This window comes from Streptomyces sp. TRM64462, from assembly GCF_013362995.1.
GTDB lineage: Bacteria > Actinomycetota > Actinomycetes > Streptomycetales > Streptomycetaceae > Streptomyces.
This window is the reverse complement of record NZ_JABWDV010000154.1, coordinates 1-2,358: the sequence shown is the minus strand read 5'-3', so window position 1 is coordinate 2,358 and position 2,358 is coordinate 1. Positions and strand designations below refer to the sequence as shown.

2 protein-coding genes are annotated in these 2,358 nt (G+C 71.5%); both read left to right on the top strand.

Features of this window, described 5'->3' with window-relative positions:
- Positions 1-775: peptidoglycan recognition protein (locus tag HTZ82_RS07050; protein WP_175408425.1), on the top strand; the 775-nt coding region annotated here is incomplete at its 5' end.
- A gap of 184 nt (positions 776-959) precedes the next feature.
- Positions 960-2,042 (top strand): NDP-sugar synthase, encoded by a 1,083-nt coding sequence (locus HTZ82_RS07045; RefSeq protein WP_175408424.1) that lies wholly within the window; start codon positions 960-962, stop codon positions 2,040-2,042.
- The last annotated feature ends 316 nt before the right edge of the window (positions 2,043-2,358 follow it).

Here is a 2,358-nt window from a genome sequence, read left to right as displayed (position 1 = left end):
TTCTGGGCGATCGGCCCGGCCGAGCGGCGGGAGGTGTTCTACAGCCATCTGCTGTGCGGGGTGTTCGGCCGTCAACGCCGACCTGGCCCCGATCGGAGCCACCCAGATCTCCGCCCTGTCCAAGGCGGACACGGAGGCGACCCTCGCCGCCGCCCCCGCCGCCCCGTACATCGGCCCCCGCCCGGCCATCGTCACCCGCAAGGGCTGGGGTGCCGACGAATCACTGCGCGAACGCGACTTCCTCTACACGAAGACCGTTCGGGTGGCCTTCGTCCACCACAGCGCCACCGGCAACAACTACACCTGCTCCCAGGCGCCCTCCGTCCTGCGCAGTATTTACCGCTACCACACCCGGAGCATGGGCTGGCGCGACATCGGCTACAACTTCGCCATCGACAAGTGCGGAAACATCTACGAAGGCAGGGCCGGTGGAGTGGCGAAGCCGGTGCAGGGGGCACACACCCTCGGTTTCAACACCAACAGCACAGGTATCGCCGTGCTCGGCACACACACCTCCGCCGCCCCACCAGCCGCGACGGTCACCGCGGTGGCGAAGCTGACGGCATGGAAACTCGGCCTGCACGGAATGGATCCGCGGGTGAAGACGACCCTGACATCGGGCGGCGGCAACCTGTACAAGAAAGGCACCCGGGCCACGTTGAATGTCATCTCCGGGCACCGCGACGGCTACGCCACCGAATGCCCGGGAGCACAGCTCTACTCGAAACTCGGAACCACCCGGAACACAGCCGCCTCATACCAGGGCAGGTCGTAACAGGACCGCCGCACGACCGCACAGGAACGCTCGTCGAACAGCCTGTCTACGATCTGCCTAGACTGTCCGGTCGTACCGATCGTATGACTGATCCACGGGGGTCGGTCGGGGGTCGGTCGTCATCAGACATCGGCACCGACACCGACACCCCCTCGACCGGCCCCGTAGGAAGCAGAGACGACAGGTGACAGAAGCGATCCTCCTGGTCGGCGGCAAGGGAACCAGGCTCCGGCCGGTGACGGTGCGTACGCCGAAGCCGATGGTGCCCGCGGCGGGTGTGCCCTTCCTCACCCATCAACTCGCCCGCGCGCGGGCCGCCGGCGTCGAGCACATCGTGCTGGCGACCTCGTACCTCGCCGAGGTGTTCGAGCCGTACTTCGGCGACGGCTCGTCACTCGGGCTGCACATCGAGTACGTCACCGAGGAGGAGCCGCTGGGCACCGGCGGCGCGATACGCAACGTCGCCTCGCGGCTCCACTCGGGACCGGACGACCCGGTCCTCATCTTCAACGGGGACATCCTCACCGGGCTCGACATCCGAGCCCTGGTCGACACCCACCGCACCTCGGGCGCCGACATCTCCCTGCACCTCACGCGCGTCGAGGACCCGAGGGCGTTCGGCCTCGTCCCGACGGACGCGACGGGCCGCGTCACGGCGTTCCTGGAGAAGCCGCAGACGCCCGAGGAGATCGTCACCGACCAGATCAACGCGGGCGCGTACGTGTTCCGGCGCTCCGTCATCGACACCATCCCGGCCGGGCGCCCGGTCTCCGTCGAGCGCGAGACGTTCCCGGACCTGCTGGCCGCCGGGGCCCACCTCCAGGGCATGGTCGACTCCACGTACTGGCTGGACCTCGGCACCCCGCAGGCCTTCGTCCGCGGCTCCGCCGACCTGGTGCTCGGCCGTGCCCCGTCCCCCGCCGTCCCGGGCCGCTGCGGCGACCGGCTCGTGCTGGACGGCGCGACGGTCGCCCCGGACGCCAAGCTGACGGGCGGTACGGTCATCGGCACCGGCGCGGTGGTCGGCGCGGGCGCGCGTGTCGAGGGCAGCGCCGTCATGGCGGGCGCGGTCGTGGAGCCGGGCGCCGTGGTGACGGACTCGCTCATCGGCGAGGGCGCCCTGATCGGCGCCCGTACGGTGCTGCACGGCGCGGTCGTCGGCGACGGCGCCCGGGTCGGCGCCGACAACGAGCTCCGCGACGGCGTCCGCGTCTGGTGCGACGCCCATCTCCCGGCCGGCTCGATCCGCTTCTCGTCCGACCAGTAGGACGGCCCGGAGCTACGGCCGGGGCTACGGCCGCGGCTACGGCCCGGGGCTACCCTGACGGGGTACATCCACGCCCCCGGAGGACCAGTGGCCGGCCGCTACGCCCCCCACCCCACGCGCACCTACGTGCGCGGCGGGCCGTCCGGCACACCCACCCAGCAACCGCCCCCGCACCGCACACCGGCTGTCCCCGGGCCGGCGACGCCTCCGGAAGACAGCACGACCTCCGCACCTGCGGTGTCCCCGGCCGACGAGGCGGGGGAGCAGCCTGGCGCGCCCGTGTGGCCCGACGCCGCGCCGGCTCCGGGCGCAAGGC